General features: G+C 69.5%; 19 protein-coding genes. 11 read left to right on the top strand and 8 right to left on the bottom strand.

Features of this window, described 5'->3' with window-relative positions; genetic code table 11:
- Positions 1–139 precede the first annotated feature (139 nt).
- From FMP39_RS13895 to FMP39_RS13875, 5 genes are all read left to right on the top strand, one after another.
- Entirely contained in the window at positions 140–1,729 is a 1,590-nt protein-coding gene (locus FMP39_RS13895; protein ID WP_194858392.1) for a thrombospondin type 3 repeat-containing protein, read from the top strand.
- A gap of 170 nt (positions 1,730–1,899) precedes the next feature.
- Complete coding sequence (locus tag FMP39_RS13890; RefSeq protein ID WP_194858391.1) at positions 1,900–3,231, top strand: thrombospondin type 3 repeat-containing protein; 1,332 nt, start codon at positions 1,900–1,902, stop codon at positions 3,229–3,231.
- 33 nt (positions 3,232–3,264) lie between these two features.
- Positions 3,265–5,244, top strand: coding sequence for a vWA domain-containing protein (locus FMP39_RS13885; RefSeq protein ID WP_141590359.1), 1,980 nt, complete (start codon positions 3,265–3,267; stop codon positions 5,242–5,244).
- Positions 5,241–6,989 carry a vWA domain-containing protein gene (locus FMP39_RS13880; RefSeq protein WP_141590358.1) on the top strand — a complete coding sequence of 583 codons (1,749 nt, stop codon included), beginning with the start codon at positions 5,241–5,243 and terminating at the stop codon, positions 6,987–6,989. Before FMP39_RS13885 ends, FMP39_RS13880 begins: the two co-directional genes overlap by 4 nt.
- An 11-nt stretch (positions 6,990–7,000) precedes the next feature.
- The gene (locus FMP39_RS13875) at positions 7,001–9,394 is read left to right on the top strand and encodes a hypothetical protein (protein ID WP_194858390.1); all 2,394 of its coding nucleotides are present in this window, start codon (positions 7,001–7,003) and stop codon (positions 9,392–9,394) included.
- Positions 9,395–9,456: 62 nt separating this feature from the next.
- Here FMP39_RS13875 and FMP39_RS13870 read toward each other — a convergent pair whose 3' ends face one another.
- Positions 9,457–9,888, bottom strand: a complete 432-nt coding sequence (locus FMP39_RS13870; protein WP_228557965.1) for a hypothetical protein — start codon at positions 9,886–9,888, stop codon at positions 9,457–9,459.
- A gap of 31 nt (positions 9,889–9,919) precedes the next feature.
- Between FMP39_RS13870 and FMP39_RS13865 the strand changes: the two genes are divergently transcribed.
- Entirely contained in the window at positions 9,920–10,426 is a 507-nt protein-coding gene (locus FMP39_RS13865; protein ID WP_225909778.1) for a hypothetical protein, read from the top strand.
- On the opposite strand, the gene FMP39_RS13860 is transcribed toward FMP39_RS13865, so the two are convergent.
- Together FMP39_RS13860 and FMP39_RS13855 are read right to left on the bottom strand one after the other, a co-directional pair.
- A complete protein-coding gene (locus FMP39_RS13860) occupies positions 10,423–12,081 on the bottom strand; it encodes a GMC family oxidoreductase (protein WP_141590355.1) in 1,659 nt (552 codons plus the stop codon). The two genes, FMP39_RS13865 and FMP39_RS13860, sit on opposite strands and share 4 nt — an antisense overlap.
- Positions 12,078–12,734, bottom strand: a complete 657-nt coding sequence (locus FMP39_RS13855; protein WP_011551458.1) for a gluconate 2-dehydrogenase subunit 3 family protein — start codon at positions 12,732–12,734, stop codon at positions 12,078–12,080. Before FMP39_RS13855 ends, FMP39_RS13860 begins: the two co-directional genes overlap by 4 nt.
- A 134-nt stretch (positions 12,735–12,868) precedes the next feature.
- Here FMP39_RS13855 and FMP39_RS13850 point away from each other — a divergent pair, with 134 nt between their 5' ends.
- On the top strand, positions 12,869–14,215 hold the full coding sequence (locus FMP39_RS13850; RefSeq protein ID WP_141590354.1) for a hypothetical protein: 1,347 nt from the start codon (positions 12,869–12,871) through the stop codon (positions 14,213–14,215).
- Positions 14,212–14,784 (top strand): hypothetical protein, encoded by a 573-nt coding sequence (locus FMP39_RS13845; RefSeq protein ID WP_141590353.1) that lies wholly within the window; start codon positions 14,212–14,214, stop codon positions 14,782–14,784. Before FMP39_RS13850 ends, FMP39_RS13845 begins: the two co-directional genes overlap by 4 nt.
- 106 nt (positions 14,785–14,890) lie before the next feature.
- On the opposite strand, the gene FMP39_RS13840 is transcribed toward FMP39_RS13845, so the two are convergent.
- Together FMP39_RS13840 and FMP39_RS13835 are read right to left on the bottom strand one after the other, a co-directional pair.
- Positions 14,891–15,535: a DUF3332 domain-containing protein gene (locus FMP39_RS13840; protein ID WP_090484655.1), complete on the bottom strand. Its 645-nt coding sequence runs from the start codon at positions 15,533–15,535 to the stop codon at positions 14,891–14,893.
- Between the two features lie 138 nt (positions 15,536–15,673).
- Positions 15,674–17,038, bottom strand: coding sequence for a sigma 54-interacting transcriptional regulator (locus FMP39_RS13835; RefSeq protein ID WP_011551462.1), 1,365 nt, complete (start codon positions 17,036–17,038; stop codon positions 15,674–15,676).
- Between the two features lie 302 nt (positions 17,039–17,340).
- Here FMP39_RS13835 and FMP39_RS13830 point away from each other — a divergent pair, with 302 nt between their 5' ends.
- Positions 17,341–17,922 carry a hypothetical protein gene (locus FMP39_RS13830; RefSeq protein WP_141590352.1) on the top strand — a complete coding sequence of 194 codons (582 nt, stop codon included), beginning with the start codon at positions 17,341–17,343 and terminating at the stop codon, positions 17,920–17,922.
- A gap of 78 nt (positions 17,923–18,000) precedes the next feature.
- On the opposite strand, the gene FMP39_RS13825 is transcribed toward FMP39_RS13830, so the two are convergent.
- The gene (locus tag FMP39_RS13825; protein ID WP_141590351.1) at positions 18,001–19,698 is read right to left on the bottom strand and encodes a hypothetical protein; all 1,698 of its coding nucleotides are present in this window, start codon (positions 19,696–19,698) and stop codon (positions 18,001–18,003) included.
- A 152-nt stretch (positions 19,699–19,850) separates the two neighbouring features.
- Between FMP39_RS13825 and FMP39_RS13820 the strand changes: the two genes are divergently transcribed.
- Positions 19,851–20,549, top strand: a complete 699-nt coding sequence (locus FMP39_RS13820; protein ID WP_194858389.1) for a bifunctional 2-polyprenyl-6-hydroxyphenol methylase/3-demethylubiquinol 3-O-methyltransferase UbiG — start codon at positions 19,851–19,853, stop codon at positions 20,547–20,549.
- A gap of 7 nt (positions 20,550–20,556) precedes the next feature.
- Here FMP39_RS13820 and FMP39_RS13815 read toward each other — a convergent pair whose 3' ends face one another.
- Positions 20,557–21,255 (bottom strand): response regulator transcription factor, encoded by a 699-nt coding sequence (locus FMP39_RS13815; protein WP_011551466.1) that lies wholly within the window; start codon positions 21,253–21,255, stop codon positions 20,557–20,559.
- Positions 21,252–22,781 carry a cell wall metabolism sensor histidine kinase WalK gene (locus tag FMP39_RS13810; protein ID WP_141590349.1) on the bottom strand — a complete coding sequence of 510 codons (1,530 nt, stop codon included), beginning with the start codon at positions 22,779–22,781 and terminating at the stop codon, positions 21,252–21,254. The genes FMP39_RS13815 and FMP39_RS13810 overlap by 4 nt, the downstream gene beginning before the upstream one ends.
- Before the next feature lie 249 nt (positions 22,782–23,030).
- Between FMP39_RS13810 and FMP39_RS13805 the strand changes: the two genes are divergently transcribed.
- The gene (locus FMP39_RS13805) at positions 23,031–25,040 is read left to right on the top strand and encodes a c-type cytochrome (RefSeq protein WP_141590348.1); all 2,010 of its coding nucleotides are present in this window, start codon (positions 23,031–23,033) and stop codon (positions 25,038–25,040) included.
- The last annotated feature ends 23 nt before the right edge of the window (positions 25,041–25,063 follow it).

Raw genomic sequence — 25,063 nt, 5'->3', positions numbered from 1 at the left:
GGCGCCTCCGGGGGGCTCAGCGCCCGTTCCACGGGGGGCCGAATTGTCGGTCCGTGCTGTGTCACTTGCGCGGTGCTTGCAGGCTTCGTGTCACCAGCGCTTGCGTTGTCACCGGGGCCTAAGGTGTAGAATCGGACTGATGCGCGCCCTCACGCGGTCCGTCTGGCTCATTCCCGTGCTCTTGCTGTCGTGTTCCGACGCGGGCCTCTACGCGCTCAATGGCCGTGGCCCTGGCGGGAAGGACCGCGCCAGCTTCGCCGGCACCGTCTGCGTGCCGCTCGCGGGCGGCGAGGCCTTTCCCACGAAGGTGATTTTCGCGCTCCAGGGCGGCGAAGGCGTCGAGCGGGAGGTGGTGGGTTACGCCACCGATGCGCTGTCCACGCTCTCCAGCCGCTTCTCCGGTCCCTTCGTCCAGTTCGGCCTCGTCGCGTACCACACGGTGGCGACGGGCCTGCTGGGCCGCTTCTCGGACGCGTCCGACTTCCAGGCCGCGCTGCCGCGCTACGCCACCTACCAGGAGTCCGGCCCCGTGAGCGTCCGCGCCGCCCTGCGGCTGGCCAAGACGCTGCTGTCGGGCGACATGCAGACGTCCTGCCGCGGCGAGGTCGCCCGCACGCGCTACGTCATCGTCGTCGTGGTGCGCAGCCAGGACACCAGCTGCGCCAACCCGGCCTTCAACGTGGGGCTCGACTCGCGTTGCAGCGCGCTGGGCAACACGTCGGCGTGCAGCCAGTGTGAGCTCACCGCCGTCACCGGCGAAATCAAGGCGCTGGCCTCGCAGTTCAGCGCGGGCGAAGTGGTGGTGCAGCCCATCTACGTGCGCGGCGAGACGCCAGACCCCATCACCCGCCAGCACGTGGCCGCCATCGCCAACGCTGGCGGCACCGAGCCGCTGGAGACGGACGCGGCGGGCCTGTCAGGCACCCTCACCAACATCCAGTACGCCGCGCGGACCAACACCCTCAAGCTCAAGCGCTTCTTCGCCTACAACCGCAACGTGGTGGTGCGCGCCGGGCAGGTGCTCGTCGACAGCGATGGGGACGGCCTTCCCGACGAGGATGAGGCGTTGATGGGCACCGACCCTGGGCGCCAGGACACGGACCAGGACGGGTTGATGGACGGCGTCGAGGTCCGCATGGGCCTGGACCCGCTCCAGCCGGACGTCATCAACGGCTGCAACGTGTCCCTGGACGAGGACGGTGACCGGCTCAACACCTGCGAGGAGCGCGTGCTGGGCACCAACGCCTGCATCGGTGACACGGACGGGGACGCGCTTCCGGACCTGGTGGAGGCGCTGGTGATGACGAACCCGCTCATCCCCGAGGACCTGCTCGACACGGACCGCGACGGCATCACCAACGTGTCGGAGGTGGAGGCGCACGGAGACCCGCTCAGCGCCGACCTCGACTTCCACCGCGAGCGCGGCTACGGCTACGAGCTGGTGGAGACCACGCCCACCGCGGACGGCCGCAGCTGCTACCAGGTGCGCGTGGAGAACGTCACCGTCGTCCCCACCCGCGAGCGGCCACATCCCTTCATCCCGGGCGAAGTCATCAAGGCGGGCACCAACGAGGTGTACCTCTACCTCCAGGCTGGCCGGGACAATGATCCACGGGGCGCGGGCATCGGCTCGCTCCTCATCCAGGAAATCCAATACAGCGAAGAGGGGGGCCGCCTGCCGGCGGGCATCATCCCCCTGGAGCCCGACACCTTCATCCCGGGGACCTGAAGCCCTCCTTGGATGTGGGGTTGACCCCTCGCCTTCACTGGGGAGTGCCCCCCACACCTTTTGTTCGACGCGTCCCTGCTCGTGCCCAACTCACTGACATTCCAGGGCTTCCCCCAAGTGTCTGGTACGGATCGTTCCTTGCTAGGCGTCCGGCGTTGAAAGGAGTCACCATGACACGCGCTCGTTTCGCTTCAGCCCTCACGCTGGGGGCTTTCCTCGTCCTCGGCCCCACGGGGGCGCTGGCGCAGTCCAACAACAACCCCGACAACCCGGAGTGTCTGGGCGACCGGTGCGGCATGCCGCTGGAAGTCGGCGGTGGCTGTGGCTGCGGCGCGGGCGGCAGCGTGTGGGTCAACTACACGGACGACGGCGACACGCTGTCGTACACGGACGACGCGGACGGCGACGGCCGCGCGGATGACCGCGACAACTGTCCCTTCGTCTCCAACCGCGACCAGGCGGACGACGACGGCGACGACGTGGGCAATGCCTGCGACAACTGCGCGTCGCTCTCCAACTTCCAGCAGCGCGACGCGGACGGCGACGGCATCGGCGACGACTGCGACCCGGACCAGGACAACGACGGCCGCGACAACGCGGAAGACAACTGCCCGCTGGTGCCCAACCCCGGCCAGGAGGACCTGGACAGTGATGGCCTGGGCGACGTCTGCGACCTGGACGACGACGGTGACGGTGAACTGGACGGCGACGACAACTGCCCCCGCGTCTACAACCCCGACCAGATCGTCAAGGACGAAGAGGCTCACTTGTGCCGCGTGGATGCGGACAACGACAACATCTCCGACAGCAGCGACAACTGCCCGGGTGTGCCCAACCCCGACCAGCGGGACACGGACGGTGACGGCGTGGGCGACGCGTGCGACCCCGACATCGACGGCGACAGCGTGCTCAACACGCAGGACAACTGCCCCGCCGTCGAAAACCGCGACCAGCGCGACGACGACCGCGACGGCATTGGCGACGCGTGCGACACGCGCTACTGCCTGGTGACGAACCCCGAGCGCCCCGACGACTGCCTGGACCCGAAGTCGCCGTTCACCGTCAGCGCCGGTGGCCTGTTCCGCACGGACAAGGCCGGCGTCACCATCCGTCCGCCGCTGTTCGCCAACCGCAACGGCGCGGCCATGGAGTACGAGTGGGTGGTGGTGAAGCGTCCCTCGGGTTCCATCTCGGTGGTGGAGCGTCCGCAGGGTGCCGTGACGCTCAGCCGCGACTGGCAGTACATGTACGTCGACGGCAGCGTGCCCACCTTCGTCCCGGACAAGAAGGGCGAGTACCAGCTCCAGCTGACCGCGCGCCTGGCCTTCTCCGACCGCGTCTTCCCGGACCAGCGCGTGTCCACCTCCACCCTCACGGTGCTCGTGGGGGATGACCCGAAGGAGGGCACCAACTGCAGCTCAGTGCCCGCCGGCTTCAGCGCCACCGCCCTGGGCGCCGCGCTGCTCAGCGTGCTGATGCGCCGCCGCCGTCCCCAGCAGTAACCTCGCCGTCCCCCTCCAGGAGGTCCTTTCCGCATGCGCCGCTTCGTTCGTACCTCGCTGCTCGCGGCGGGCCTCCTGGCTTCGGGCCTGTGGTCCTGTTCGGACGCCATGCTCGAATCGAGGGTGGATGCGCTCTCCAACCTCGATGACCGGCTGACGCTCGAGGGGCGGGTGTGCACGCGCCCGCCCAGCCCCTCTGGCTTCCCGGTGAAGGTGGTGGTGGTCATCGACGAGTCGGGCAGCATGTGCGTCTCCGACCCGCCGGGCGCGCAGCTCGACAACGGCTTCTGCCAGCGCCGGGAAATTCTGGACATCATCCCGGAGGGCGTCACCGAGCCCGCGCGCGTGCGCGCCCTCAAGCGGCTGGTGCAGCAGTTCCGGGAAGTGAATGCGCAGGGCGGCAACGTGCAGGTGTCCGTTGCTCCCTTTGAAACGAACGTGCGCAACGTCTGGCCGCCCACCACGACGGGGGACCGCTTCGCCCGGCCGGACAACAACATCGACAGCTACATCGAGGGCCTGCAGAGCCAGTTGGGCAAGGGCACCGACTACCAGGGCGCCCTGTCCTACGCCTACAGCCTCATCTCCAGCGACATCAACGCGGTGGCGCAGTCCAACCCGGAGCTGCTGCCGCGCACGCGCTACGTCGTCGTCTTCCTCACGGACGGCACGCCATATCCACGCTGCTCGGCCACCGACAACCTCAGCGTCTACGCCGACCCGGACAACCCGGACCTGACGTGGGCGGACTCACTGAGCGACTTCTGCAACCTCACCAACACCACGGACCAGATTGACGGGTTCGAGGTGGGGACGGACCGCAACCAGAACTACCAGTTGTTCAGCTACGTGCGGCGGCTGATGGAGTTGAAGGACCAGTACAACGTGGGCGATTTGCGCATGCACACGGTGCTGCTCTTCAACCAGGAAGCGGTGCGGGCGTGTGGTCCCATCTGCCAGGACATCTACGGCGTGTACCCGGGCGTGGAGCCGGCGCGCTACCCGGAGGCCGCGAAGAAGATCGCCGCTTGGCTGCTGCGGCGCTTCGCGGACATCGGCAACGGCGTGTACCAGGAGTTCAACGACACGGGCGAAATCTCCAACCTGGGCCTGGGCGCACTGGACTACTCGTCGTTCGCCTCGCGCAACGTGATGAAGACGTTGATGGTGGAGTCGCTCAGCTCCGCGCCGGGAGATACCGGCCGCGTGCTGGACAGTGATGGGGACGGGGTGCCGGATTCCATCGACAACAGCTTCACGCTGAAGACCAACACCTTCGTGGCGGACAGCGACGGCGACTGCCTGGATGACGGCTTCGAGTACCGCCGCGAGGACCAGGGCTTCCGCGCCGCCAATGATTTGGACGCTCGCGGGTGCAACCCGGCCTCGCCGCTGACGCCCAACTGCGTCTGCCGCGACACGGACGGTGACGGCCTGTCCCAGTTCGCCGAGGACTACCTGCGCACGCGCACCGGCATCGTGGACAGCGACGGAGACGGCGTGCCGGACGGCCTGGAGGCGCGCTGGGGGCTCAACCCGCTGGAGAACAGCGTGTCGGGCCTGGACACGGACGGTGACGGCATCCCCGACGCCCAGGAGCTGCGTGCGGGCAGTGACCCCACGCGCCGCGACAAGGCCTTCCACGAGCGCTTCGGCTACCAGTACGAGACGCGCATCGCGGAGGTCCGTCCTGACGGCAGCCTCTGCTACGACTTCACCGTGTCCAACCTGCAGCTCGTCACGCCGCCGGACCGCTCGGGCGTGAAGCAGGGCTACAACCTCTTCAAGGTGTGGTTCGCCGAGGCGCCGGAGAGTGGCGTGAGCACGGACTACGGCGTGTGGCGCACCGCCTGCGCCTGGGCGCAGTATGCGCCGCCCAGCGTGCGGGTCCCGGTGGGGCCCGAGCTGGCCTTCGAGGATGCTGACTTCCGCCGGCCCGATACCTTGAGCAACCCGTGGAACAATCAGAACGACTGCGTCGGAATCCCGCCCTCGGGGAGCGCCAATCCGTGAGCCGCGTTGTCCGAGTCCTGGCGGGCGTCCTGGTGGCCGTGGCGATGGTGATGGCGTGTACGGATTCCTATCTGTACGACCCTCGCCGTGACACGGAAGTGCCGGTGGACCGGGCGGTGACATTGGAAGGCCGCTTCTGCAGCGTGGGCAGCAATGAGGTGGTGCGGCCCATCAAGCTGGTGGTCGCCATGGACGCCTCGCAGTCCATGCGGGTGAGCGACCCGGACGGCGCGCGCGCCACCGCGCTGGTGGAGCTCATCCAGAACCTGCCCAGGGACCCCGAGGTGCACCTGGCGGTGATGCTCTTCGCGGGCAGCACCACGGCCTTCCTCACGCAGCAGCCGGGCAACCCGCCCCAGGACGGCTTCGTCCAGGTGTCCTCCATGGATGACGCCACGCTGCGGCGTCTGACGGAGCAGCTGCTCACCTTCCGCAACCCCGACACCTCGCCGAACCGGGACTCGACGGACTTCGTCAAGCCGCTGTCGGACATCTACTCGCTCATCAACACGGACATCGCGCGCAGCCGGCTGGACCCGGGCGGTGCGCAGGCGCTGGCGCAGGCGCGCTACTCCGTCATCTTCCTGTCGGACGGCAAGCCCACCAACGACCAGGACGACGAGCTGCTCCGGGGTGACGCGGTGGTGCGCATCCGCCAGTTGCGGGATTTGGTGGAGGACGTGCGCGTCAACACCGTGCACGTCTTCAACCCCACGCAGCCGGTGTCCTCGGTGTGTGACCTGTCTGGTGACGGGGGCTGCCCGCTGCTCATCATCAACCAGAACGCGGACCGGTTGGAGCAGATGGCGACGTTGGGCGGCGGCAACTTCCGCGACTTCCGCAACAACGAGCCCATCAACTTCCTGGACTTCACCTTCGGCCAGGTGCGCCGCGCCTTCATCGTGAAGGAGATGGTGGCCTTCAACTTCTCCGCGCCGCCGGGCAGCCCCGTGGGCGAGGCGGACTCGGACGGTGACGGCCTGACGGACGCGCGCGAGCTGGAGCTGGGCACGGACCCGCACAAGGTGGACACGGACGGGGACGGCTTCAGCGACGGCGTGGAGGTGTACTTCCGCGACCGCGGCGTGGACTTCAACCCCACGCAGGAGGCCCTGCCGGACGGCGGCGGGCTGGACCGTGGGTGTCCGCCGGCGCTGCGCGGCGTGGACTCGGACTGCGACGGCCTGCTGGACTGCGACGAGCAGTTCGTGGGCACCAACGCGACGCTGGCGGACAGTGACCGGGACGGCGTGCCGGACGGCATGGAGTGGCTGGGCGGCACGCAGGGCGCCAGCAACGATTTGGACGAGGACCCGGACAACGACGGGCTGACGAACCGCATGGAGCTGCGGATGCACACCCGGCCGCTGGTGGTGGACACCGCGGACCTGTCGGTGAACGGCTATCGCTACGCCTTCGAGGCGGACGGCCCGCCGGACAACCTGGGCCGCCAGTGCTACCGCTTCCGCGTGGAGAACGTCCTGCTGGCCCCCACGATGGCGTCCGCGGATGACGCGGGCGTGGTGCAGCGCGGGGCGGGCTTCAACGACATCGCGCTGTCCGTGGCCATGGTGCCCGGAGACGACCCCACCGCCCGGACGCTGGTCCGCACCTTCCGCGTGAATGACGTGCGCTACCCGGTGGGCGGCATCAAGTCGCCCGCCGACGGCGTCATCCGCGTGGAACCCGAGCAACTCGTCGACGGCTGCCCTGGCCGCCCCGACGACGTGCCCCCGACGCCTTGAGAACCGACGCCATGCCCACCTCTGTTCGTCTGTTGCCGTTCGCGTTGCTCGTCCTCGCCGCCTGTTCGTCTGGAGGAGGCGAGACACCCGACGCGGGGACTCCCGTGGTGGAGGACCTGTGCAATTCGCGCGAAGAGGCGCTAACGCGGCCCGAGTGCGAGCTCAAGCCGGGCGAGCCGCTGGAGCGCTTCCTGGCGCTGGACAGCGAGCCGCGCGCCGGTGACCAGGACTGGTACCGCGTCGTCCTGCCGCCCGGCACCAACGCCCGCACGCTGCTGAACGTCAACGGGACATACCTGGCGTCCAGCACCGCGGTGAATCTGTCCGTCACCATCCTGGGGCCGCTGCCGGACGGGAAGGAGGGCTCGCTGGCGAGGAAAGAGGACAAGCACGCCCAGGGCGCGCCCCGTCCGGTGGACATCGTGTTGCCGCTGCGCGACGGGCTGGAGAACCAGACGCTGCTGGTGCTGGTGCAGGACGCGCCAGACGTGCCGTCCCGGCCCAACTTCGACGCGCGCAACAAGTACCGGTTGACGGTGCGCATCGACCAGAACCCGGACGCGCAGGAGCCCAACGACACGCACGAGACGGCCACGCCGCTGGTGCTGACGCAGTCCGGGGAGATGCTGATGGGCGCCTCCACCGGCTACCTGGCCACGGACAACGACGTGGACCACTACGCCTTCGACCTGGCCGAGGGGAAGATTGCCTACGTGCACATCACCGCGCCCGACCTGGACGCCGTGCCCAACTGGCGCCTGTCCTACGAGCTGTGGCGCCCGGGCTTCACGGAGAAGGAGGACGAAGGCGTGGTGCTGCCCCAGGTGCGCGGCGGCGAGCTGGCCACCGCGCGCAAAGTCAAGGTGGAGCACGCGGGGCGGTGGACGCTGGTGGTGAAGGGCTACCGCGGCACCAATGACCGGGACACGGCCCAGGGCGACCTCACGCAGCCCTACGAGGTGGAGGTGCGCGTGCTGGAGGAGGAGGACCCGCAGGACCGGCCGGACCCGCAGCGCCCGGAGGTGCCCGATAACGACCGGGCGCAGCGTGCCACCACGCGCAATCTGAGCGCCGCCACGCCCGGCGGCGCCGGCTCGTCTGTCTCCTTCACCGGCCGCCTGGGCTACATCTCCGACCGGGATTGGTACTCGGTGCGGCTGCCGGCCTCCAGCACCCCCACGCTGCTGCGCTACCGGCTGGTGCCGCTGGAGACGGGTGGCCGCTTCCCCGCGATGCCGGTGACGGCCTCGCGCGTGGTGCACGTGTTCACCCTGATCGCCACCGGGGGCCCCTTGAACGAGTCGCGGGAGCGCTGCGCCACCGACGCCGCCGTCTGCCCGCGCGACTTCTCGGAGAATCCCGACGCCCGGACCCTGGTGGATCGCTTCTGCCGGCGCACGGATTTGCCCGCGCCCATGTGTCTGCACTCGTCTCGCGAGGAGGCCGTGGGCAACTCGCGCTTCACCGCCCTGAGCAACTTCCGGGGTGTCATCCCGGTTCCGGCGCATGACGCCGCGCTGATGTACTACTTCCTGGTGCAGGACAACGGCTCGTGGGTGGACGACAAGGACTACCGCCTGGAGGTGAGCTGGGATGTGGAGGACGCGGACGAGCTGTCTCGCTACGTCAATGGCGCGGAGGCGCCGGTGGCGCGGACGCTCGCGTCCACCACGGCCTTCCCGTCGCCGCCCGACACGGCGGAGTTCTCCGTCACGGGCCAGTTGTCGCACGGCCACGGCCGGCTGCGCAGCGGCACGGACCGCGTCAACGGGCTCGGGGTGCGTGGCCCGCTGGACTACGACGCCGTGCCTTCCGACGTGGACTCGTACGTGTTCGACCTGCCCTCGGTGCCTCCGCCGGAGGACCGGACGTGGCTGCTCCAGTGGGAGGTGGCGAAGCTGGCCGACGGTGGCACGCCGCACGGCCTGGCGCTGGACCTCACCTTCTGTGACGGCGATGCGACGGACGCCGGTGTCGGCACCTGCACGCCGGTGCGCACGGGCAACCGGGGGCCGCTGACGCTGGGCTACCGCTCGGACGCGCTGCGCGCCTGGCACACGCCGTCCAACGCGGGCACCAGCAGCCTGCAGTCGCTCTACCAGTTGGAGGACCGTCCCAATTCCACCGTCGTCACCCTGGCGCCCTATGCCTGCGGCTGCCTGGAGCGGCGCTTCATCCGCGGCGGCACCCTGCGCGTGGACGTGACGGCGTCGGAGCGGCTGGACTACGAGCGGGTGAACTACACGCTGCGCACCGGCCACGGGGACTATCCGCAGAGCTATCCGGTGGACGGCGGGACGACGGTGTCGTGCCCGGTCGTCACCGACGGTGGGACGACGCCGGACGGAGATGGCGGCGTCATCCAGAACTACGCCGGGGGCTGCAACTTCACCTACCAGCCATGAGGCGGGTGGCGTCAGGGCGGGAGCGCTGGCTCCCGCCCGTCACGCGGTGGTCCGCGAGGACTTCAGGGCGCGACGCCCAGCCCGTTGAGGGTGATGACCTGCTGGGCGGCGTTGGCGGCATTGGATTCGATGGTAATCGTGCCGTCGTATTCCACGTCATCGGTGGGCATGAACGCCACCGTCAGGTAGGCGCGGTCATACGTCTCCAACTGCAGCGGCGTGCCTGGGGTGAAGCCTTCGGGAAGCTGGAGGGTGAAGACGCTCGGCGCCGACAGGGTGATGGCGGTGATGTCCAGCGGGTCCAGGCCGCGGTTCTGGATGGCCAGCGAGTTGTAGGCCGTCTGCCCGACGTAGGTGCCGTGGTTGAACTCGCGGTTGAACGTCAGCGCCGCGCGGTCGATGAAGAGTGTGGGCGCCTGGGGAAGCTCCGTCTCCTCCCCACAGCCAGCCAGGGCGAAGAGGATGATGGGGAGCCAACGGGTACGCAGTCGCATGGACATACACGCCTCGCATGAGGGTCTGAAGATGACGCCGGTTGTAACAGTGTTTGGCCGCAAGGCCCAGGCAGCAGCGGTGCTGCTTTTTGCGTCGCTTTGGGGTGCCTGCGACGGCACGCGCGAGGACTTCATCGGCGCGCGTGTGAAGGACACCTGCGGCGCGGCCTGGCCTGTGTGCGACCGCGTGGCGGGCTGTATTCTCGGTTCGGAAAGTTATTCGGAAGGCCGCTTCCCTGGCCGGCAGCAGCTCATCGTCCAGTTGAAGGAAGCCTCCACCGTGAAGGTGAGCCTCTTCCTGGAGGACGTCACCGCGGCGGGAAGTGAAACCGTGATGCTCTTCCATGAAGAGGGCTGCCGGGCGCGCATCCGCCGGGCCACGGAAGGGCGCGCGGTGTTGGATGTGATGGAGCGACAGGGCTCCTTCACCGAGGAGGCGGAGCTCACCGGCGTGGGCGACCACCTCATCGAGTTCGAGTCCGACATGCAGGCGCGCTACATCATCAAGGTGGACGTGACGCCGCTGCGCAATCGCTAGCGTCCGCCCTTGAGCTTGCGCACCAGGTGGTCCGCCACGCGGAAGCTGTTGGCGCTGATGGTGAGCGTGGACGGCACGCTGCCGCCGGTGGGCATGAAGCTGCCGTCCACCACGTAGAGGTTGGGCACCTCGTGGGCGCGGCAGTCGCGGTCCAGCACGGACGTCGCTGCGTCGTCGCCGAAGCGGCAGGTGCCGTGCTGGAGGATGGACGTCTCCCCGCTGGTGGTGCCGCGGCGGACGTCATCCGGGTCCAGGCGCAGGAGGACCTCCTCTCCGCGCTCCACCAGGAAGCGCGTGGCCGCCAGGTCCATGGGGTGCCGGTCCACGGTGATGGCCGCCACGGGGATTCCGTAGCGGTCCTTCACGCTGTCCTCCACGCTGACGTAGGTGCCGGCGGTGGGGAGGAACTCGGCGTAGACCTCGAACTGGAGGATGCGTGAGTCGCGGTACTCGCGCATCTTGTCCTTCAACGCCTTGCCGAAGAGGGCCTTCTCGCCCTTGCCCGCCAGCCCCACCGCCGCATGGATGGGATTGGGGTGGGCCCACATGAAGCCCAGCGTGCCGCCCTTGCGGAAGCCGAATCGGGCGTCGGGCATCAGGTAGAAGTCCTGGAGGCTGCGGTTGACGAAGGGAGATGGGTCCTTCAGCCACGGCCGCGCGGCGGACTGCTTCGACAGGCGGAAGGTGGCGTGGGATTCGCCGAACGAGCTGAAGGTGAGGTTGCGCCCCACCAGTCCGTTGCCGTTGGCCAGGCCTTTCGGGAAGCGGCTGGAGGTGGAGTTGAGCAGCAGGCGCGCGCTCTCCACGGCGGTGCAGGACACGACGATGACCTTCGCCGGCTGCTCGCGCGTCACGCCGTCCGCGTCGAGGTAGACGACACTCCGCGCGTGGCCCTGCTTGTCCACCTCCACCGTGCGCGCCATGCAGCCGGGACGCAGGTCCACATTGCCGGTGGCCACGGCGGCGGGGATGAGGCTGGCGTTGGTGCCACTCTTCGCGCCCGTCTCGCAGCCGTAGCTGCCGCACAGCGCGCAGTACGAGCACGGCGCCCGGCCCCGGTAGGGTTTGCTGAGGATGCCGCGCGCGGTGGGCAGGGAATGCCAGCCCATGGCGCCGCACGCCTTGTCGATTTCCTTCGCCACCGGATGCACGTCCAGCGGCGGCAGCGGGTAGGGGCCACTGCGCGGCTCGGCGAAGGGGTGGGGGACGGACTCGCCGGACACGCCCAGCTCCGCCTCGGCCTTGTCGTAGAAGGGCGCCAGCTCCTCGTAGGAGATGGGCCAGTCCGCCACGGTGCTGCCGGGCACGGCGCCCAGCGTGGAGCGCAGCCGGAAGTCCACCGGCTTGAGCCGGTAGAAGAAGCCGCTCATGTGGACGGTGCCACCGCCCACGCAGTTGGCCGTCCACGCCGCGCTCGTCTTCTCGTAGCGGCCCTTCGCGCCCTGGCGCACCAGGTGCGGCTCCTCCCACGGCACCGGCATGAAGAAGTTCCGGCGGCTGTTCAGGATTTCGTCGTGGATGAAGTCCTTGGGCTGGTAGTGCGGGCCCTTCTCCAGGACCACCACCTTGAAGCCCGCGCGGCCCAGCTCCAGCGCCATGGGCGCGCCGCCCGCGCCGCTGCCGATGATGCAGACGTCCACCTCGGGCAGGCTCATCGGTGGACCCCACATTCACGTAGGCACTTGGGCCCGTCGTAGCCTTCTGGCGGCGCGGAGGCGACGGTGCCCACTGTGTCGAAGCCCATCAGCCGCCAGCCCACCTTGCCCTGGTTGCCGCCGTAGGACGGGTCCCCGAGGAAGCCCTCCAGCGTCATCACCGTCAGCAGCTCGAAGAAGTGCGCCTCGCCGCTGCGGGGCGGGCTGTCCTTGAAGAGGGTGAGCAGTTCGTCCTGCTGCTCGGCCGTCAGGGCGGCGAAGCCCTTCTGGTGCATGCGCTGGGCGCGGCGCTCCAGGGCCGCCACGCCGGAGAGGAAGTCCTCGCGCACCGGCTCCAGCTCGGGTGTCTGGAGGATGCGGTCGATGTAGACGGGGACATTCGCGTCGAGCGCGCCCGGGTCTTCGTCTCGCGGGAGGATGCGCTCGGTGGCGGCGGCCACCACCGCGTATTCGAAGGAGGAGAAGGTGCGCGGGGCCTGGCCGTCCTGCTTCGCCGCCAGGGGACCTGTGTCCGCGGGGGGCGTCTTCTCTTGGGATTCGGAGGAGCGCTTGCAGGCGGGGCCGAGCAACACCACGCCTCCGCCCAGGAAGGTCAGCCGCTGGATGAGGGAGCGCCGGGACAGGCGCCCCCGATTGGAATGCGCACGTGTCATACGGCGCGCGAGCCTAGCGCACGCAGGCGCTTCGCGCTGGCTTCATGAAACATGCGCGGTGGCTCCCCGCCGCGCGGCGCTGGCGTAGGATGCCGCCACGACGTGCAGGGCCGACAACACACGAGGAGTGGCACATGAAACGGCATGCCTGGGCTCTGGGCCTGGTGCTCTCGCTGGGGTGTGGCAAGGACAGCAACCCGACGCCCCCTGACGCGGGTGGTAACCCCGACGGCGGTCCGATCGACACCTCGCCCTTCGCGAAGTTCGTGGTGGATTCGAGCGAGGGCCAGTTCGACCCCATCTCCTCCATCGCCATGGCTGTGGGTCCGCAGGACCGCATCGGCATGGCGTACTTCGTCCGCAACGGGACGATGCGGGAGAACGTGGAGAACATGGACCTGATGTACCGCGAGTTCGACGGCGGGCAGCTCGGCGCGGCCGAGCGCATCGCCACCGTGCAGCGCGTGTACGGTGTGTCCGTGGCCTTCGGGCCGGACGGTCAGCCGGTGGTGACGTACCTGGGCGGCGACCGGGAAGATCCCTCGTCGTTCTGGTTCCAGAGCGACCTGGCGGTGTCGTATCGCAGCGCCTCCGGCGCGTGGACGGAGCGCATCGTCGTGCGGCGTTCCGATGAGGCGCAGCCCGTCAACCCCACGACGGACAAGGGCTACCTCGTCGGCCTCAACCCCGCCACCGTGTTCAATGGGAGCGAGGCGATCGTCGCCTACCGGGATGGGCAGAACGGGCAGTTCCAGAACCAGGACTTCGGGGCCAGTGACCTGGAGATTGCCAGCGGTGGTCCCACGAACTGGCAGCGCCGAGTCGCGGTGTCTTCCGGTGACAACAAGTTGGGCTACGGTGGCCACATCTCCCTGGTGATGGCGGGGGCCCAACCGGCACTGGTGCACGACAAGGCGCCAGAGGCAGCGCAGGCCACCGGCACGGATGTGCACTTCCAGCGGCGCAACGCGGATGGTCTCACCTGGACGCCGCCGGTACGCGTGCAGGCCGTTCCCAACACTCAGCTCGGAGCCTCGCTGGCGCATGACTCGGTCGAGGGGTTTGGCATTGCGGTCTTGAACAGGAGCTCGAACGCGCTGACGTACACGGAATGCGCTGACGCCTCCGCGACGTCCTGCACGTCTGAGCGGGACTGGTCCATGCCGGACCCCGTGTTCAACAGCGGCACGGGCGGCTGGTATCCGTCACTGGCCTTCGACCCGGTCCACCACGAGCCGTCCATCGCCTTCTACATCTGCGCCGCCGAGTCCGGCCGCAATGACACGAGCTGCAACCCGAACGACGACGCGCTGGTCATCTCCACGCGCATCCAGGGCATCTGGCGGGAGACGCTGGTGGACGCCGGCGGTGGCTGGTCGCCGAAGCTGGCGTACCTCTCCAGTGGCAAGCGCGTCGTCCTGTACCGGGCGCCGGTGGTGGCGCAGGACAAGGGCGTGCTGAAGCTCGCGGTGGAGCGATGACGCGCGCGGCCCGCACGCTCGCTGCCGTGAGCTTGTCGGCCCTGATGGCCGGGGCGGGGCTGGCCGCGTGCGGCCTCGCGGACAACTCGCTGGGCGGCAGCGTGTCCGAGCTCTTCCCGCTGGAGGTGTCCCGCGTGGAGGTGCTGCGCAACGCGGAGGCGTTCCAGGTCAGCTACTACCGGAACAATGATTTGGACGTGGACCTGGTCGTCCGCCTCACCGTGTCCACGGAAGGGCTGGACCTGCGTCCCGGGACAAAGGTGAACCTCGCTGGCACCACGCCGTCGGGACAGGCGCGGGCCACGGTGGTGCACCTCAACGCGGGCGAGCCCGCGCGCGTCTTCGGGCCGGTGAACAAGGGCGACTTGCAGTTGGAGTCTGGAGGCAACCCGGGCGAGCCCACGCGCGGAGACTTCTCCATGTCCTTCAGCCGGGGGGATGGCTTTGGCGCTGGCCGCAACCTGGAGGGGACGTTCTCCGTGGTGGCGCAGGATGCGAGCTTCGGCCCGGACCCGGGCCAGTTGCTTGACGGCGGCGTTCCTCCCGACGCGGGCACGCCTCCCGAATAGCGGGAGGGGCCGGAGCGCGTCGGGCAGGCTGCTGTTCGGAAATGTCGGGGGTTTGGGTGCCGCGAATGTCCCGACATTTCCGAACAGTGAGCTGCGGACGTGCTGACTACTGGGCCACGCAGGTGTTGCTGGCCAGGCCCTGGGACACGGAGGCCTGGGCCACGGCGTGCTGCGCGAGCGCCTGCGCGCCACCCTCTTCGTACACGCGGCGGGCCACGGCCAGCGCGTCACGGGCGTGGACCGTCAGCGTGGTGCCGGCGGCATCCGTCACCGCCACCGCGCCGTCCGTCGCCTCCTGGGCCTGGATGAGCATGGCGCCGGCGTCGTCGCGGACCACCATGCCGTCCTCGAGCGGCTCGAAGTAGCGGACCATCGTCTCCTGGCCCTCGCGCGCCAGCTCCATGCGCATGACGCCCGTCTCCACGTCACGCGACAGGCGCAGCGTGTCGGTGGGGCTCAGCTTGACGATGCGGGTGGTCTCCGGCGCGCCGTCGACGCTGGCGACGGGGTTGCTTCCCGTCCAGAACTCGATGCTGTTGATGACGATGGCGTCGATGAACGCGCCCAGCCCGTAGACGGGGATGATGGTGAGCACGAGGAACATCAGCCACTGCACGAACTTGTTGCCGGAGATGTTCTTGTTGAAGTTCCAGATCTTCTGCGTGAGCTGGAACTGGCCGAAGCAGCCGGTGGCGTGCATGGACATGAAACCGGCGAACATCATGGCGAGCCAGGGGGACGGACGCTTCATTCTTTGACGTCTCCTAGAGGGGGGAGGCTTGACTCCCAGTGCGCCGCGAACATGCCACGGCTCGCACGGGTGTCACGAGTCCCTTCCACACTCCGTCCGCTGTTTGCCAGTCCGACGCGCCAGACGCCTGCGGGGGCCTCAGTCCGTCTCGCTCTGAACGAGTCCGTACTTGTGGAGCAGCGAGTACAGGTGCTTCCGGTCCAGCTCGGCCTCGCGGGCGGCGCGGGCGATGTTGCCTTTGGCGCGGCCCAACAGCCGGGTGAGGTACTCGCGCTCGAAGGCGCGGATGAGCTCGTCCTTGCAGACCTTGAAGGGGCCGGTGAACTCCACCGGCAGGGAGTCCCCGGCGGCGGCGGGGGCCTCGCGGGTGAATTCGCGCAGCAGGGTGTCCCCGGCCAGCTCCGGAATGTCCACCATGTGCCGGGCGCGCTCCAGGGCGTTGCGCAATTCGCGCACGTTGCCCGGCCAAGTGTGCCCGGTGAACTGCTCGCGAATCTTCTCCGGCAGCCGGGGCCACAGGCCTTCGCCCGCGAAGGCATCCACCAGCAGGGGGATGTCCTCCTTGCGGTCGCGCAGTGAAGGAAGGCTGACGGTGAACACGGAGAGGCGGAAGTAGAGGTCCTCGCGGAAGCGGCCCGCCTGAGTCTCCGCCCACAAGTCCTTCTTGCTGGCGACGATGATGCGCGCGTCGAAGGAGATGGGGGAGGAGGCGCCGAGCCGGCGGAACTCCCGGTCTTCAATGGCGCGCAGCAGCTTGGGCTGCAGGTCCAGGGCGAGGTCGTCGATTTCGTCCAGGAAGAGGGTGCCGCCGTTGGCGCGCTCCAGGCAGCCGATGCGCTGGCTCACCGCGCCGGTGAAGGCGCCCTTCTCATGGCCGAACAGCTCGCTCTCGATGAGGGAGTCGGACACGCTGGCGCAGTCGAAGACGACGAGCGGCCCGCCCGCGCGGGGACTGAGCTTGTGGGTGGCCTTGGCGGCGGCGCCCTTGCCGGAGCCCGTCTCACCCACCAGCAGCACGGTGGAGTCGGTGGGCGCGATGCGCTGGAGCAGCGCGAAAATCTGCCGCATGGGCAGGCTGCGGCCCACCAGGTCGCCCAGCCGGTCCTCCAGGATGGGCTCCACCTGGACCGGGGAGACCTGGGGACTGAAGCGCAGGCGCACGTCGCCGACCTCCAGCAGGGCGCCGGGGCGGAGGAAGGCCTCACGCACCTGGGCACCGTCGAGGAAGGTGCCGTTGGTGGAGCCCAGGTCCTGCACGAGGAAGCGGTCTCCCTGGCGGCGAACCACCAGGTGGTTGCGGCTCACGGTGGGGTGGTCGATGACGACGTCATTGTCCGGGGCCTTGCCCACGCGGAGGGCTTCATTGGCCAGGGGGAAGACGGTGCCGGCGCGCTCGGTGTCCAGCAGGACGAGGTGGAAGAGCTGGGCGGAGAGCCGCTCCCCTTGAGTCCGTGCGCCAATGACGGTGTGAGAGGGGATGGGTGCGGGGGGCAGGGCGGGCATGGACGGGCCGGGATTCTAGGACGGCTTCGCGCCTCGTGGTGACTTCCTGTCCCTCAGGATGATGCCCGCCCAGCAGCCGGCCAGGCGGGGACCGGTCGTGAGGTGGGCGGGGCGGGCTCCCGGGGCGTGACGAAGGCGAGCGGGGCAGCCCGGCGTCGCCGCACGGCGGCTCATGGAAGTCCGCTGGCCCGCGACGGGCGGAATTTGCACGCCCGGCAGGGCCGGTGCGCGGTCGACGGAGGCTATCGGCACGAAGCGGAGCGGTTTAGGACACGGGGCAGTGAACCTGGAGGTCCTCTGTGGTGACGGATGCGCGTCCCAAGGTGAAGCCCGTGCAGGGGAATCGTGACGAATTGATTGATGCGCTGCGACAGCGCCTCGCGGGCTCCTTCCGCTGGGCCAGCGTGGGCGTGGCGTTGGGGACGTTGGCGGTGCTTTACGGCGCGTCATCGTTCCAGCGGGCGCTCGATTCCGGAAGGTTCCGATGGCCGTTCAGCGCCCAGCTCCCCATCTGGGGGAGTCTCTTGATTGTCATCGGTCTGGCCGCCTTCTGGCTGGCGCCCCGCTACACGCGGAGGTTGGTGAGAAGCGTGGAGTCGGATGAACGGACGTCGTTGCTGATGACGGTGGAGCGCAAGCGAGTGCCAGGAGATGACGAGCACTTCCTGTTCGTCGCCACCCTGTACAGCCCGGAGCAACAGCGCGTGGTGCTCCGGAACGTGCATTTCCGCCAGGGGGACAAACCGCTGCAGTACCCATACAAGGACGGTGTCACCCAGGTACCGGTGCAGGTGTATGGCAAGCCCGGCCACGCGCCCATCGTCATCGATGCGGGGTGGGGCTTCCTGCTCCCGGCCAACCTGACGTACCCCTGGTACAAGTAGCCAAGAACCGCGAACAGGCGACGACCGGGCTCCGGTGAAGAAGCCCGGCCGCCGCCCACGTTCCATTCGAAGGACCGCTCACTCCCCGGAGTAGATGCCGATGGTGCCCGGCATCACGGTGCCGTCGCTCAGCGTGGCACCCTGGAAGGCCACCAGCATGCGGCGCCGCGGGCCGGAGCGGTCCACCTGGATGTCCGGCACGCGCATGCTGGACAGCTCCCGCCCGAGCACGGAGAGGCCGTAGTGGGAGACGGAGCCGCCCCGGACACGGGAGAGGCCGCCGCCCCAGCTGTGACCGGCCCAGATGCTGCCGTTGGCCGGGTCCGCCGCCACGCTGGCCACGTGCGGCGCGGCCAGCTCGTTCTTCAGCGTGCGCACCACCTGGCCGCTGTCGTTCAGCTCCGCGAGGCCGTGGCCGAAGGAGCCCACCCACGCGGAGGTGCCCACGACGGCGATGCCGGAGACCAGGTCATCCGTGCGCTGCTCCGGACGGGAATAGCGCTCCTCGCCCACCGCGTCCTTCCAAATGTCGATGCGGTTCCATGCGTAGGCCCGGGACTCCGTCCGCGTCTGGCCCTCCCAGAAGTCGTTCGCGACGGTGCCGTAGAAGTAGCGCGTCGTCCGGTTGGCGCCGCCGACCCAGACGTCCCCGTCCGGACGCACGCCCAGGCCCCAGTACGCATCCGTGAGCAGCGCGGGCTGAACCCTCCACCGGCTCCGGTCCTCTCCGTACTGGGCCCGGTCCTCCGTGGGGTTCGAGTAGATGTACGCGTTGATGCCCGGGTGCGAGTGCTCCTCCACGCCCCAGCAGTGGAACTGCCCGTTGCACGTCGGGTCGCCCCGGTAGTCCGCATCACCGCGGGCGAAGCCGTGGTTGGCGCCAAACCAGACGCTGTTGGTTTTCGCGTCATAGGCGATGCGCCAGATGTTGCAGAGCTTCTCGCGGCCTCGCAGCTCGGCGTCGACGACGTTCGGCCCCGAGAAGATGTCGTAGTGCACGACGTCGAGCGTGCCGTCCGCGCGCAGTGAGACACGGTCGGCGTCACCGCTCTTGTATCGCGCGGGGTCCGGCACGTTGCTGTCCCAGTTGTTCTCGCAGTGGAGCGCGCCGTCGCCCGGCATGCCCTCGTAGCCGACGAAGACGGTGTCGTTCCAAGCGCCCGCGACAGAGATGACCTTGAGGAACTTCGGTCCCGGCGGCGCGCTGCCGTCCGGCATGTAGCCGTACGGGCGCAGGCCTTCCGCCATCGTGTAACGCCGGAAGGTGCGCTCACCCTTCTTCATCAGGAAGAGCCCTTCTTCGCCGCCCGCCACCCAGATGTTGCCGGAGGCGTCCGCGCTCACGCCGTGGACGACGCGGGGGCCGCCCGCCTCGCGGCCGAAGAACTCCCAGTTCGCCGCGGAAGGCGTGGGCAGGGGCACTTCCTCGGGGCCCCCGTCCGGCGTGCCACCGTCGTCGTCCGGCGTACCCGAATCCGGCGTGCCACCGTCGTCATCGGGCGTGCCCGAATCCGGTTCTCCCGCGTCGGGCTCGTCCGGTGTTCCGGAGTCCAGCGTGCCCGCGTCCGGCGTGCCTGCATCGCCTTCCGGGGCTTGGGGGAATTCCGAGGGCGGGACGTCCAAGCCCTCGGTGCCTCTCGTGTCACCCCCCGAGCCACAGCCCGTCCACACCCAACCCGCCACGAAGAGCGCGCCCGCCCATCCCCATCCGCGCTTCATCTCGTCACCGTTCCCCGCTGAAAAGCCGACCGGCCCGAAGTGGGTCGTCGTGTTCAATCCCCGTTCATTCGCAAGGACGGTGCCAGCACGAGCAGCCTTGAAGCGTGATGTGTCCGTCGGGCGCCGGACACGATGTGGGTAATCCGCTTCCCAGCGTGTGTACGTGCCTGTCCCGGGCGAGGCCGGATTCGTGCTACTTCCTTCATCGAATGCGTGGTCATGACGCGCGGGGCCGGATGCCACTTTCTCTTGTCGCTCAGGAGCCGGACCTCCTGTTCTACACACGCCAGGCGGCCGAGCATGGCGGGCCCGTGCTGGTGTTGGGCGCCGCCAATGGCCGGGTGGTGTGGGCGCTGGCGGGGGATGGCTATGACGCCGTGGGCGTGGACCCCTCGGGGGTGATGATTCGCTCCGCGGAGGAACGGCGGCACTCGGAACCCGAGGACGTCTCACGCAGGGCGCGCTTCCTGGTGGCGGACCTCCGCTCGCTGCGCCTGGACGAGCGCTTCCCACTGGTGCTCGCACCCCAGCACGCATTGGGGCTGATGCCGGGAAAGGACGACCTGGAGGCGTTGCTGGCCACGGTGCGTCACCACCTCACGCCGGGTGGCTCCTTCGTCTACGACGTGCTCAACACGCCCCGCGAGCCCGTGCTCCCCCGAGACGACGAGGCGCCCAGCGCCGGCCTGGAGCCTCGCCGCCCGCTCTTCACCCTCCACCTGCGCGAGCGGCGTGCTCCCGGTGGGCCCAGCCCCATCCGCCGCCTCAGGCTGCGGCACTTCACGCCGGAGGAGCTGGACGCGGCGCTCATCGCGGCGGGGTTGGTGCCGCGCGAGCGCTACGGCCGCTTCGACGGCAAGCCCTTCGACCTGGAGGACTCGCGCCACATCGGCATCGCCGGACCGTGAGCGCCCGTCAGCGCTCGAAGCGGTAGCCCAGTCCGCGCACGGTGAGGAAGTGGCGGGGGGCTTCCGGGTCGGGCTCGAACTTCAAGCGCAGCTGGCGCATGAAGTTGTCCACGGTGCGGGCGCTGCCTTCGTAGTGGTAGCCCCACGCGCCGGACAGCAGCTCCTCGCGGGTGAAGGTGCGTCCCGGGTGCGCGAGGAAGTGCGCCAGCAGCTTGAACTCCTGCGCGGTGAGCTCCACCGGCGTCCTCGCGCGTGCCACCGTGCGGGCGGCCATGTCCACGCTCACGTCGCCGAAGGTCACCGGCGGCGGCGAGCCCGCCCCCGCGGACGGGTAGCGCCGGCGCAGCACGGCCTTGATACGGGCCAGCAGCTCCTGGAGGCCGAACGGCTTCACCACGTAGTCGTCCGCGCCCAGGTTGAGGCCGACAATCTTGTCCGTCTCCATTCCCTTGGCGGAGAGCACGACGACGGGTGTGTCCCGGCCGCGCTGGCGCAGCTCCTTGAGGACCTCGAAGCCATTGAGCTCCGGCAGCATGACGTCCAGCACCACCAGGTCCGGCGACTCGTCCAGCGCGCGCGCCAGGCCGGTGCGGCCATCCTGGGCCTGGAGCACCTCGTAGCCCTCGAAGCGCAGGTTCATGGACAGGCCCGTGAGGATGGACAGGTCGTCCTCCACGACCAGGATGCTCCGCGTCTTGTCGCTCATGCCTTCCCCGCCGGCAGGTGGATGGTGAACCGGCTTCCCTTGCCTGGCTCGCTCTGCACGGAGATGCGGCCTCCGTGGGTTTCGATGATGCGCCGGGTAATGGCCAGCCCCAGCCCGCTGCCTTCCGTCCTGCGCGTCAGCAGGTTGTCCACGCGATAGAAGCGCTCGAAGATGCGAGTGCGCTCCTGCGGAGCGATGCCCACGCCGTTGTCCTCCACCGTCAGGTCCACGCCCTTGCCGCTGCCCCGGACCTGGAGGGTGATGCGGCGGTTGTCCGGCCCACTGTACTTGTAGGCATTCTGCAGCAGGTTGAGCAGCGCGCCGGCCACCGCGGCCCGGTCCACGTCCAGCGCGGGCAAGCCGTCTGACACCTCCACCGTCAGGTCCACGCCGTCCTCCATGCGCTGGGTGCGGAAGGCCTCCACCGCCGCGTTCACGAGCTCCGACACCGGCACGATTTCGCGCTGGTACACCTTGCGCCCGCCTTCGATGCGCGCCCAGTCCAGCACGCGCTCGACGAAGATGGACAGGCGTTCCGTTTCGCGCATCAGCAGGGTGAGCACCTCCTGCATCTGCGCCGGGTCCTTCAGCCGCCCCAGGGCCAGGGTCTCGATGAACATGCGGATGGACGTGAGGGGCGTGCGCAGCTCGTGGCTCACCAGCGACACGAAGTCCGTCTTCATCCGCGACAGCTGCGCCTCACGGTAGAGCGCGCGGCCGGTGTAGACGACGCCGAAGGTGAGCGTCAGGTAGAACACGCCCAGCAGCACGCCGTACAGCACGCGGTTGCGCGTGGACGCGCGCGCCACCGGGTCCTCGCCGGTGGGCAGCACCACCAGCCGGAAGTCCTGGAGGGGCGAGGACAGCACGCGCTCAGCGAGCCCCGTGGGCCCCAGGGCGCTGGCGCGCGCCTGCGCCACCTCGGACACCAGCCGCCCCATCAGTCCGCCATCGGAGGGCTCCCGGGGCACGGGCAGCAGGGCGAAGCGCACCGGTTCGCTGGATACGGCCCGGGGGTCCACGCGCTCGGCCAGCAGGGCCTCCAACTGCTGCACCGACAGCCGCACGCCGTGCACCACGCTGCCGCGTCGCTCGGCGGCCACCAGCACCGCGCGCCCGCCCGCGGTGAGCGAGAAGACGGTGGGCTCGGTGGGCAGTCCGCCCGCCTCGGGCACCACGGTGGTGAGCGCCTCCGCCAGTTGGGGGTCCCGGGTGCGGACCTGTCCGTCCTCCAACTGGAAGGCGCCGTCCGGCTCCGACACGGGCTGCCCGTCGGGGAGGATGAACTGGAGTTGGCCATTCACCGGCTCCAGGCTCGCCGAGGCGAGGATGCCCGGCAGTTCCTCCGACAGCGACTCCAGCGTGCCGCGCCAGGCGGCCTCCAGCCGTTTCTCCACGGCCGCGCGCTCGTTGATGATGGCCACCACCCCGAAGCCGGACAGGCCGGCGGATGGCACCACCACCAGGACGATGAGCAGCGCGAACGTGCGCCGGAAGTTGAGGAATCGGGGCGGAGTGCGGGACACGGCCCCTCTCCTTTACCCCTACCCGGCGCTACACGCTCGTGGCGTTTCATCCGCGCCCGCGACAGGGAGTGTCCACCACTCACCCGGAGTGTGTGCGGACGTCATCGACTTCGGGGGTGTTCTGGTGCAAGCATGGGCGGCCGCGGGGCAGGCGTGCGACGTGGGCCGGCCGCCTTCTTCCCCGCTCAGGATGCGGCCGCCCGGTGTCTGGTGGGTGGGACGGGCCGCCGCGAGGAAGGGAACCCCTCCATGAGACGGACGGTCCTGGCCACGGTGCTGGCCTCGATGCTCGCGCTTCCGGCGTGTGAAGACCGCGACGCCCAGGCGACCTGGACCCAGGCGTCGGGCTCGGTGGCGCTCAGCCGGGATGACGCCTTTCTCTACGTGGTGGACTCGGACAATGGCGTCCTCGCCGTGGTGGACACGGCGCGTCGTGAAAAGGTGGGCGAGGTGAAGGTGGGCCTCCTCCCCGAGCGCGTGGCGGTGGGGCCGGACGACACCGTCTACGTCTCCAATCGCGGCTCGCGCAGCGTGTCCGTCATCCACCGGGGGGACTGGAACGAGGCGGCCCGCATCGCGGTGGGGGTGGAGCCCGTGGGCCTGTCGGTGTCGCCCGCCGGGGACACGCTGTACGTGGTGAACAGCACCGCGCTGGCGACGTCGAGCCACGGCTCGTTGATGGCGGTGGACACGCGCTCGCTGTCGGTGCGCTGGGAATTGCCGGTGGGGGATGAGCCCCGGGGCATCGCGCTGGCGCAGGGCGGCAAGCGCGCGCTCATCACCCGCTTCCGCCAGGGCGACCTGGTCTCCGTGGACCTGACGGACGTGGACCGGCCCCGCGTGGTGCGTGAGCAGACGGACCTGTACGCGCGCGCCAACGTCCGGGACAACGTGGCCGTGTCCCCGGACGGGCTGTCGCCGCGGCTTCCGCCCGCGGACATCCGCTTCCAGCCGCGCAGCATGTCGAGCGTCGCGGTGACGCCGGATGGAGAGCGCGCGCTGGCGACGGTGATGTGGGCGCGGGAGGACCCGCTGTCTCCAGATGGGACGCCCACTCAGCCGAGCGGGGGCTCGCTCTACGGCGGTGGTGGGCCCTGCAACACGGGCGGCGTGGTGGCGCCAGGGCTGGTTACCTTCGACACGGACACGGGCTCGCCCCGGGTGGATGACATGGACCGGTGCCGTCCGCCGCCGGACCTGTCACCGGACTTCCCGCCCTCCACCATCATCAGCCCGGAGTCGACGCACCCCATCCAGGGGCCGGTGGCGGCGGTGGTGGACCCGACGGGCCTGTGGGCCTTCGTGGTGAACCGGGAGACGGACAACGTCGCCATCATCCCCACGGGGCGCCGTTCGGGCTCGGACCTGAGGTCGGGTCTGGGCAGCACGGTGCGCCAGTTGGTGCGCGTGGGCTCCGGCCCCACCGGCATCGCGATGACGCGGGATGGGCGCAAGGCCTACGTCTACAACGCGTTCGACCACACGGTGACGACGCTGGTGAGCGACGGCGCGGGTGGCACCGCCAACATCCGCACGGACGGCGCGCCGCTGCCCATCGCCGGGGACGTGCTGGCGCCCAACGAGGTGGCGGGCCGCAAGCTGTTCTTCAGCGCGCTGGACTCGCGCATGGCCAGTACGTCGGTGGGCGCGTCGTGCGCGAGCTGCCATCCCGATGGCCGCGAGGACGGCCACGTCTGGGGCTTCCCGGACGGGCCTCGTCAGACGCCCAGCCTCGCGGGCCGGAGCATGACGAAGACGGGGCCGTTCCACTGGAGCGGCGAGTTCTCCACCATGCGGGACTTCCTCGACGCGACGGTGCGCCACCGCATGGGTGGGACGGTGCTGGACGGCGTCATGGTGGCGCAACTGTCCGACTTCATCGACGTGCTGCCCGCGCCGGACAACCCGCACAGGGCCGATGTCCTCACCGACGCGCAGACACGCGGCGAGGCCGTGTTCCGCAAGGCCGCGTGTGACACCTGCCACGGAGGGGCGCACTTCACCCTCAACACGCAGGCCGACGTGGGCACCTTCGTCACCTCGGGGGCGCTCCAGGATGACCCGGTGGTGCGCAAGCAGGGGCTCAACACGCCGTCGCTGTTGGGGCTGGCCCGTACCGCGCCGTACCTGCATGACGGCAGCGCCGTGTCGCTGAAGGACCGGCTGATGCAGGGCCGCGAGTCGAACCGGCACGGCATGACGGCGCAGCTCACCGACGCCGAGGTCGACGACCTGGTGGAGTACCTGCTCACGCTGTAGGGGCCGGGGCTGTCCGGTGGGCC

Source organism: Myxococcus sp. AB056, from assembly GCF_006547365.1.
In the GTDB taxonomy this organism is placed as follows: Bacteria; Myxococcota; Myxococcia; order Myxococcales; family Myxococcaceae; genus Myxococcus; species Myxococcus virescens.
Note: the sequence above shows the minus strand (reverse complement) of the source record. Positions and strands in the feature narration are given on the sequence as shown.

Bases quoted from the DNA above. Each gene is read 5' to 3' on its own strand.
- FMP39_RS13895 (WP_194858392.1), top strand. From the start codon at position 140: ATGCGCGCCCTCACGCGGTCCGTCTGGCTCATTCCCGTGCTCTTGCTG.
- FMP39_RS13890 (WP_194858391.1), top strand. From the start codon at position 1,900: ATGACACGCGCTCGTTTCGCTTCAGCCCTCACGCTGGGGGCTTTCCTC.
- FMP39_RS13885 (WP_141590359.1), top strand. From the start codon at position 3,265: ATGCGCCGCTTCGTTCGTACCTCGCTGCTCGCGGCGGGCCTCCTGGCT.
- FMP39_RS13875 (WP_194858390.1), top strand. From the start codon at position 7,001: ATGCCCACCTCTGTTCGTCTGTTGCCGTTCGCGTTGCTCGTCCTCGCC.
- FMP39_RS13870 (WP_228557965.1), bottom strand. From the start codon at position 9,888: ATGCGACTGCGTACCCGTTGGCTCCCCATCATCCTCTTCGCCCTGGCT.
- FMP39_RS13865 (WP_225909778.1), top strand. From the start codon at position 9,920: ATGACGCCGGTTGTAACAGTGTTTGGCCGCAAGGCCCAGGCAGCAGCG.
- FMP39_RS13860 (WP_141590355.1), bottom strand. From the start codon at position 12,081: ATGAGCCTGCCCGAGGTGGACGTCTGCATCATCGGCAGCGGCGCGGGC.
- FMP39_RS13855 (WP_011551458.1), bottom strand. From the start codon at position 12,734: ATGACACGTGCGCATTCCAATCGGGGGCGCCTGTCCCGGCGCTCCCTC.
- FMP39_RS13850 (WP_141590354.1), top strand. From the start codon at position 12,869: ATGAAACGGCATGCCTGGGCTCTGGGCCTGGTGCTCTCGCTGGGGTGT.
- FMP39_RS13845 (WP_141590353.1), top strand. From the start codon at position 14,212: ATGACGCGCGCGGCCCGCACGCTCGCTGCCGTGAGCTTGTCGGCCCTG.
- FMP39_RS13840 (WP_090484655.1), bottom strand. From the start codon at position 15,535: ATGAAGCGTCCGTCCCCCTGGCTCGCCATGATGTTCGCCGGTTTCATG.
- FMP39_RS13835 (WP_011551462.1), bottom strand. From the start codon at position 17,038: ATGCCCGCCCTGCCCCCCGCACCCATCCCCTCTCACACCGTCATTGGC.
- FMP39_RS13820 (WP_194858389.1), top strand. From the start codon at position 19,851: ATGCGTGGTCATGACGCGCGGGGCCGGATGCCACTTTCTCTTGTCGCT.
- FMP39_RS13815 (WP_011551466.1), bottom strand. From the start codon at position 21,255: ATGAGCGACAAGACGCGGAGCATCCTGGTCGTGGAGGACGACCTGTCC.
- FMP39_RS13805 (WP_141590348.1), top strand. From the start codon at position 23,031: ATGAGACGGACGGTCCTGGCCACGGTGCTGGCCTCGATGCTCGCGCTT.